Raw genomic sequence first — 7,554 nt, forward strand, 5'->3', positions numbered from 1 at the left:
TTTCTAGTTGCGTAGGTCCCGACGCCGTTCATGTCGCCGACAGCCGCAATCTCAACCTCCTCGGGCGGGTCGTCGGGCTCACTGGTGCACCCCGCGGTGGAGACCGCCAGAAGTGCGGCCACCATTGCGGCCACACACCGGCGGGGTGTTCGTCGAGGGAGCGCCGAATGCATCCGATAACCCCTTATGAATCTTCCCGGAGGCGGACATTCAAACAGCAGGTCGGGCTTGCGCCCCAAGCATAGGGAGACCACCGGGTCCCTACCACGGGTGCTGGTATCGGCACGGCTCAGCCTCCGTCCGGGCGCCAGTACCGCAGCCCGCCGCTGGTGGCGCCATCCGGATCCACAGTGATCACGGCGTACGGGAACGCCCGACGGTCCGACTGGTCAGGTCCGTGGCCGCGGACGTCCGAACACCATGTGCCGGTGTTGACGTACCGGGTGGTGGACGCCGTGACCGGCGACTCGAGTGCCCGGTGGGTGTGGCCCGAGACGTACCAGGCCACCCCGAAGCCGTGAGCCTCGAGGGTGCGTGTGATGGAACCCGCTGCGGCAGGAGCCTCCTCACCGCTGACCGCACGCCCGACGCCGCGGCGCACCATGCGAATCACAGTGGCCGGGAGCGCCGACACCGTCCGGAACCGGGACAGGCGGGCAAGATCCCGAACGGTGTCCCCGTCGAGCGCCAGCTGCAGCGACTCGGTTTGCAACAGCTCGTCGTACGCGGGCTGTCGAACGCGGCGTTCCGCCCGCTCGGATCCGAGGCAGGCGCGGGCAACGGCTCCGGCCCGTTGCAGTCGCGACCGTGCGGGATGGGCATGCCAGGCCGCAAGCGGTGGCAGGTGCAGCTCATCGGTGTCGCTGACCGCCGCGCGGAGCACCTCCGGCGTCCGGTGCAGCGCGTGGTGCTGGTGCCCGTGCTCGGCCACGAGCACGTGGGGCACGTGCAGGATCCACGGGTGCACCCTGACCCGCGTGGGCTCAAGGGGTGACAGCAGCGCCGACAGGCGGGCGGCAACCGAGGGCCGGGCCAGGTCGGCGTCGTGGTTGCCGCAGAGGAAGTGCAGCTGCACACCGCGCGCCGCGCATGCCTCAAGCTCCTGGAACGTGGCCGGATGGCAGGCAAGGATGGACTTGAGCCGGGACTGGCTCTCGTCCTCCGTCAGCCCGGCCAGCTCGAACGTGTCACCCACGAAGACGACGTGCTCCTGACGGTTAGAGGCTGCAGGCACCTCGCGGCGCAGGAATTCGGCCAGCATCCTGCCGGGGCTTCGGGGGTCGTCATCCGACATGTCCAGATGGAGGTCGCTGAGGAGCCACCACCGCGCCCCACTGCTCACGCGAGCAGCTCCAGCACGCGTGGAAGGAAGAGGAGCACGCACAACACCCACATAACAGCGATGAGCACGCGGCCTTCCCTTGGGCTGAAGATCGCGGGACCCGCACGCCGCCCGGTGTCTGGTCCAGTGACCGTTCCGGCACGACGGACCTCGACCGTAACAAGGGTGACGAGCAGCACGCCGGCCACGAACAGGCCGGCCAGTTCGAATACAAGGCCGTTCGACGCAACCAAGTCCTCCAGCTCCTCCATTACCAAGCCACCTCCTGCCGTGCGCGCACTATGCATGCGAGGACGGTAATCACGCCCATCGTGACGACGCAAGCCTGCCACGACCACAAGGTCAGGTAGAACATCGCCGTTGACACGACCGTCAGCGTGCCGAGGCCGATCGCGAGGACGAGCACCGCGGCGAGCGCGACATCTGTCACCTGGGTGAGCCGGGCAAGTGCCTGCCCCGGAAGGAGGACGAGGACAGCTATCGCGGCGACCGCCTGCAGCGGCGCCGGCAGCCCGATGACGGTCGCCACCGACAGCACAACGGCGGCGATACCGAGCGCCACGGTCAGCCGGCTGACCCCGCTCATTCTGGCACCACCTCGTACACGCGCACGTGGGGGTTTCTGAACGAGAGCTGCACACCCTCCTGGGTCCTCAGCCACCTCTCCATTTCGGCGAAGTCGGAGGTGGTGGTGTCGCCTTGGATGACCAGACTCGCCTCGGCCGAACTCATCAGCACCAGGTAGGCGCCCTGGGCGTTGCGCCGGGCGTACTCATAGACGGTTGGGGCGCACGTCGCCGGCGTCAGGTCCTGTTGGCACAGGTCCTCGATCGTCCGGTACTGGTGGTCGAGGTAGGCGTCTTCACGCCACGGCGTCGGATGCGCAGCCGAGATGATCGCCGAGTCGGGCGGAGCCATTTCCTCAACGGCGTCCATGGCGGCGATCTCGCTGTCGGCGAAGACGTCATACTGGGCATTGCCGAACCGGCCGGTCACCGTCAGCGCCGCCAGCAGGAAACAGGTGAGTACGAGAGCCCCGGTCGCGCGGGAGGAGGGACGTGTGCTGCCCTCCGTGGGAAGCAGGATCGAGCACGCCTGAAGGGCGATGAACGGCAGCGCGAACAGCGAGACGCGGATGAGCATCTCGCCGCCGTACATCTGCACGGGGAAGATCAGCACCGGGGAGAAGGCGAGAAGGACCACCCGGAGATCGAGGCGGCCCCTGCGCCAGTCACGCAGCGCCCCCGCCGCGGCAAGCGACCACAGCACGATGGTGAGCAGAACCCGGAGCTGCACCACGACCACGTGTCCCGGGGTCCCGCTCACCCGGTCGACGACGTTTGAGGTGATCGCGGCCCCCAGCCCCGCATCCTCGAGGGGCGGGTGCCCGACGAGGTATGGACTCGCAGGGTAGACAAGCCAGAGCACCAGCACGATGCCGGCGATCAGGGGCAGCCGGCTGGGCCAGACCCGGCCGCTCAAAGTGAGGGCGGTGATGGCAACGATCATCATGAACGGAGTCAACTGATGGCTCGCGCAGATGACGACGATGAGCAGCAGGGCCACCACCAGGGCCCCCACCCGGTGTCCTGGGCGGGGGTCGGCGGGGGTCCGTCCCCGCCACCACTCCGCCAGGTTGCCACGTCGGAAACCGCGGAACGGAGCGGGCCGGGCGGCCAGCGGGCCGACGAGCAGGCCGATCAGGACGAGGTAGAGGAAGAAGCCGAAAGCTTGGGGCGACAGGTAATCCTGGTCCTGCCAGTTGCCGAGGCAGAAGAGCCAGAGCACCAGCCAGCGCCGTCGCGGGTCGCTCGTGAGGAACCGCGTCGCCGCGCCCACGGCGGTGAGCCACAGACCCACGTTGACCACCGGCGCCCACAGGGCCACGGTCACCGGGTCGAGACCGGTCGCCGCGAGCATGGTCGCCAGGAGGGCGAAGAAGCCCGGCCAGTTGAAGTAGGCGTCGATGTCGGGGTCGACCCCCACCTGGGAGAGGGCGTCGGAGACTCCCAGGTGACGGAACGCGACCTCACCGCGCGGTACGTCCGTCACGAAGATCGGAGTTCCGAAGAGCACGAGCACGAAGACCACGAGGAGCGACATCATGACCAGGCGGCGCGCCGGGCCATCCGCGTCCCCGCGCAGCGCCACGAAGAAGGCGATGTTAAGGATCAGGACCCCGATCCAGAAGGGGAAGGGCAGCACCGCGACGAGCCCCAGGTCGCTGGCCACGGGCACCGACACCGTGGAGGCGGCACCCACGACCAGAGCCAGCGCCACCACGCCCGCCACGATGCACAGCACATCGCGGCGCTTCCAGCGCCCCCCGGTGGGTCGAGTCACTTCAAGTTCATCGATCATCGTGCCTCCCGCCTGACGCGCCGAAGGATGGCGATCAGCCGCAGGCCGACCACCACGGCGCCGCCGGAGAGCGCCAGGAGAAACGAAAGGGCCATGGCGCTGGCGCCCAGGTCGGCGGCCAGCAGCGCTGCGGTGGAGACGGCGGTCCCGACCACCACGCCAACGATAATCGGCTCGAGGTAGCGGCCGCGGATCCGGCACACGGCGTTATAGGCCTGGAGCACCGCGTACGGCACCACTCCGATCGCCAGCAAGCGCAGGGCGATGGTGGACGAGTCGGCGTAATTCTCCCCGAGCAGGTGGAGCAGCGGACGCGCGAAAACGACGAGAACGGCGGCAGCCACGCATCCCAAGGCGAGTGACCACCGGAAACTCGCGAAGAACTTCGGGACGAGCCGGGCGGGGTCACGGACACCTTCGGAGAACTGGACGATGGCCATCAGCATCGGGGCGGTGTAGGCGGCCCAGGCCATCATCCATGCGGGATACCAGTAGGCAGCGGTTGCCGGCGATACCAGGAGCGCGAGCAGCAGCGGCAGGATCAGTCCGGGGGCGCGCTCGGTAAGCGTGATGAGCTGGTTCGGGATGCCAACCACCAGCAGTGAACGGCTGTGCGCCAGGTGCAGGGAGGGCCGCGGCCGGTACCCGATCAATCGCCGCAGCTGGACCATGCCGATGAGGAACGCCACAACCGACCCGAAGGTCCAGCAGACCATCAGGATGTCGGCGGCGGCACCGTTCCGCCACCAGGCAAGGAACGCTGCAGCCCCAAATGAGAGCACGCCGGCCACGGTGTACCGGGTGGTCGCGCTGGCACCGCGGCCCAGCGCCACGAGCGTTTGGTCAAGCACGGTGCACATTGTCCCTGCGACAACGGCCACGAGGAACGTGACCCAGAAGAGGATCGATGTCGACGCCGTCTCCGCGTCCGCGGTCATCAGCTGAAGAAAGAGGAAGCCGACGGCCAGCACGGTGCCGGTCACCGTTACAATGCCGAACGCGGAATTCAGCACCCGCTCGGGTGGCTCCCCCCGACCCACGGAGACGATCACCGCCGACCCGGTGCCCAGCACCGCGAGCTGCGTGCAGAGGATCACCGCCGAGACCGCTGCGGTGGTGAGCCCGACCTCATGGTCGGTCGTCGCGCGGGCGGCCACGATCCAGAAGGCGAAACCCGTGCCCGTCGCGGCGGCCTTGGCCACGACGAGGCCGAGCGAGCTGTGCAGGGCGGAACGCCGGACGACGGTCGAGGGGTCCGGGACCGCGGAGGCCCGCTCAGCCCACACGACCGAGGCCCTTTGCCATGCCCGCGTAGTTGTACCAGCAGAAGGCGAGGTAGTAGCGCAGCCACCGGGGCTGCCCCCCGGCGAGGCTCAGGGCGCTGCCCCGGACAGCCGCGGCGGCGGGCAGCAGGGCCAACCTCGCACCGCGCCAGCCGTGCTTGCGGATCATCCGTCCGAGTCCCTTGCCATCCATGAGGAACTGATCGAGTGCAAAGTCGAAGTCGTCGGCGGCGAACCGATGTTCGACCAGGACCTTTTGTGACACGCCCGTTCGCATTCCTGACTGCCGCATCCGCCAGCGCAGCTCGATGTCCTCCCCGGACTTGAACGAGTCGTCGAAGCCGACGTCCAGCATCAGCTCCCGGTCGATGACCGTTGCCACCAGTCCGAACCAGTTGCGGCTGCGGCCGGTGCGGTGGTGATGGGCCAGCGCCTGCCCCCAGTAGCCCGGTCCAGCGACGCTTTCCAGGCCGGCCTGGAGTGCGTCGTAGCCCTCCTCCACCAGTTCAGTGAGCAGGTCAGCGACCCCCGTAGGCCCGAAGACGACGTCGGAGTCGACGAGCAGGACCCACCGGGTGCTGCTGCTCTTCACACCGAGGGTCCGGGCCCATGGCAGGCCCCGGCCCTCGTCGCTCAGGATCCGGGCACCTGCCGCGAGGGCAATATCGACGGTGCGGTCGGTGGAGCATCCATCCACCACGATGATCTCGGCGACACCGGACTGGCTCAGGGCCTCGAGGCAGCGCGGGAGCATGCTCTCCGCGTTACGGGCCGGAACGACCGCGGTGACCTCGCTGGGGCTGTAATCCACTGTTCACCTCTCAGGACTGCTCGTCGAGGACCGACGGCAGCAGCTCCTCAAGGAAACGGACGATGTCATCCGACGCCTGGTCCGCCGTGTACGCGGAGGGCACCTGCAGCAGGTAGCAGGGCCGGCCGTCGAGCGCTTTGCTCAGCACTACCCCTTTTGCGGCGAAGTGCTCGCGCCATGAGATCACCGACGTGGCCGCCAGGCTGGTCACGACCCGCTGCGAGAAACCCGCCATCTCGATGTGGAAGTTGCCGATCATGCGGTCGACCATCCAGTCCTTCGTCCGCTCGACGATCCGGGACCGGCTGCCCTCGAAGCGCTCGATGTAGACGGCGACCGCGAGCGGGGCCGAGGTTGTCACCTCCCGTCCTGGGAACGCGCTTGACGCATCGACCATGCGGTGCTCCGGCGACCAGCGGCGGGAGAAGTCCGCGAGGCGCGGATAACGGATGACGTATGGGTGCACCAGCGTGGTGAGGCGGCCGACGCTCTGGGAGAGCGCCGAGGGGACCAGGGGCTTCCGGACACCTTCGAACAGGTGCGGGTAGATGGTCCGGTGGTGCGGCTTGATGAACATCGGCTTCGCATAACCAAGCTGCGTGCCGTCCTCGGCGAGGAAGGCCCAGTCGTCGCCCATGAACGACCATCCCTCGCGCCTCATCAGCTTCGCCGCGGTGCTGGTCTTGCCGGTGCCCCCGGCGGCGGGGAGTGCGATGGCGTGACCGTTGTAGGCCATCGTTGCCGCATGGAACATGGCGGCACCCTGGCCGACCATGGCGGCGTCGAGAACAGGGACCACGGAGGTCAGCAGTTCGCCCGCCCCGTGAATGCGCCACTGCTCGGGCTCCCTGACGATCTGGACCCGATCGTGTTGGAAACGCACGCTGGTCTCGGTATACGCGAGCTCGTGCTCAAGCAGACCCGCCTCCGGCATCGGCTCCGGCTGGCTATCGACTATGATGTCGGCCGGCCCTTCGGTGTCGGTGGCGAAACACGCCAACATGCTCTGGAGCTGGGCCGCTGACGGCGCCTTTGCGTCGACGCGGATCCTCACCCGCCCGTGGATGTCGAAGTGCAGTGCCTTTGTACGCCCGGTGCGCATATCGTCCCCTGTCTGGAAGGTGTCGGTTGAGTGGTATTGCTGGGTGCACGGCGTCGGACGTGCCTTGGTTTCCGCGGCGCTACCCGGCGGTGAGTTCTTTACGGGTCAACTCGCGCTCATCAAGGGGAGAACGCTCTGCGGATCCGTGGGGGTTCGGGGGAAGCTCACATTGGAATAGGCGTATTTCACCCGCCGCAGCACCTCCGGGCGGGCCCCGGCGGTAGGGGCCTCCCACACGAGGCATTCGTGAGCCATGGTCCGGAGCACCCGCCACCCGTCCCGAAAGGTCTGAAGATTTGATGCCCCGGAGATACGGTCCAGCTCCAGGCTGGGGACCTCGGCAATCCGAAGGCCGGCCTTCGCCGCCCTGACGATCAGCTCCGTCTCGATCTCAAAGCCGTCGGATTCCAGCTGCAGGACCTCGAGGCACTCCCGGCGGAAGGCGATGTAGCCGTAGCAGAGGTCGGAGTAGTTGCTGTGCAGGACCATATTGGCCAGCCCGGTCAGGGCATGGTTTCCGGCCTTCCGCAGCCAGGTCAGGTCTTCGGAGCCGCCGCCGGTCACATGGCGGGAGCCCTTGACGAAGTCGAAGTCGTGCTGGAGCGGGGAGACGAACCAGCCGATCTCCTGCGGGTCCATGCTGCCGTCGGGTGGC

7 protein-coding genes and 1 pseudogene are annotated in these 7,554 nt (G+C 67.9%); all 8 read right to left on the bottom strand.

Translation table 11 applies throughout. The annotated features are described in order from the left end of the window. Positions 1 to 289: 289 nt before the first annotated feature. Entirely contained in the window at positions 290 to 1,342 is a 1,053-nt protein-coding gene (locus tag QZX79_RS13055; RefSeq protein WP_294568736.1) for a hypothetical protein, read from the bottom strand. Continuing rightward, positions 1,339 to 1,593: a hypothetical protein gene (locus tag QZX79_RS13060; protein ID WP_294568738.1), complete on the bottom strand. Its 255-nt coding sequence runs from the start codon at positions 1,591 to 1,593 to the stop codon at positions 1,339 to 1,341. Before QZX79_RS13060 ends, QZX79_RS13055 begins: the two co-directional genes overlap by 4 nt. Next, positions 1,593 to 1,928 carry a hypothetical protein gene (locus QZX79_RS13065; RefSeq protein WP_294568743.1) on the bottom strand — a complete coding sequence of 112 codons (336 nt, stop codon included), beginning with the start codon at positions 1,926 to 1,928 and terminating at the stop codon, positions 1,593 to 1,595. The genes QZX79_RS13060 and QZX79_RS13065 overlap by 1 nt, the downstream gene beginning before the upstream one ends. Then, the gene (locus QZX79_RS13070; protein ID WP_294568744.1) at positions 1,925 to 3,703 is read right to left on the bottom strand and encodes a glycosyltransferase; all 1,779 of its coding nucleotides are present in this window, start codon (positions 3,701 to 3,703) and stop codon (positions 1,925 to 1,927) included. The genes QZX79_RS13065 and QZX79_RS13070 overlap by 4 nt, the downstream gene beginning before the upstream one ends. Next, complete coding sequence (locus tag QZX79_RS13075; protein ID WP_294568745.1) at positions 3,700 to 4,989, bottom strand: lipopolysaccharide biosynthesis protein; 1,290 nt, start codon at positions 4,987 to 4,989, stop codon at positions 3,700 to 3,702. Before QZX79_RS13075 ends, QZX79_RS13070 begins: the two co-directional genes overlap by 4 nt. Continuing rightward, a complete protein-coding gene (locus tag QZX79_RS13080) occupies positions 4,979 to 5,797 on the bottom strand; it encodes a glycosyltransferase (RefSeq protein WP_294568746.1) in 819 nt (272 codons plus the stop codon). The genes QZX79_RS13075 and QZX79_RS13080 overlap by 11 nt, the downstream gene beginning before the upstream one ends. A 10-nt stretch (positions 5,798 to 5,807) precedes the next feature. Continuing rightward, the gene (locus tag QZX79_RS13085; RefSeq protein WP_294568747.1) at positions 5,808 to 6,899 is read right to left on the bottom strand and encodes a hypothetical protein; all 1,092 of its coding nucleotides are present in this window, start codon (positions 6,897 to 6,899) and stop codon (positions 5,808 to 5,810) included. Between the two features lie 105 nt (positions 6,900 to 7,004). Then, positions 7,005 to 7,554 (bottom strand): annotated as a pseudogene (locus QZX79_RS13090) (glycosyltransferase family 2 protein); the annotation flags it as partial.

Origin of the sequence: uncultured Arthrobacter sp. (assembly GCF_902805515.1) — a bacterium.
Lineage (GTDB): Bacteria > Actinomycetota > Actinomycetes > Actinomycetales > Micrococcaceae > Arthrobacter_D.

Excerpts from the sequence above, each read along its gene's own strand:
- QZX79_RS13070 (WP_294568744.1), bottom strand. The coding sequence starts at position 3,703 with ATGATCGATGAACTTGAAGTGACTCGACCCACCGGGGGGCGCTGGAAG.
- QZX79_RS13065 (WP_294568743.1), bottom strand. The coding sequence starts at position 1,928 with ATGAGCGGGGTCAGCCGGCTGACCGTGGCGCTCGGTATCGCCGCCGTT.
- QZX79_RS13060 (WP_294568738.1), bottom strand. The coding sequence starts at position 1,593 with ATGGAGGAGCTGGAGGACTTGGTTGCGTCGAACGGCCTTGTATTCGAA.
- QZX79_RS13085 (WP_294568747.1), bottom strand. The coding sequence starts at position 6,899 with ATGCGCACCGGGCGTACAAAGGCACTGCACTTCGACATCCACGGGCGG.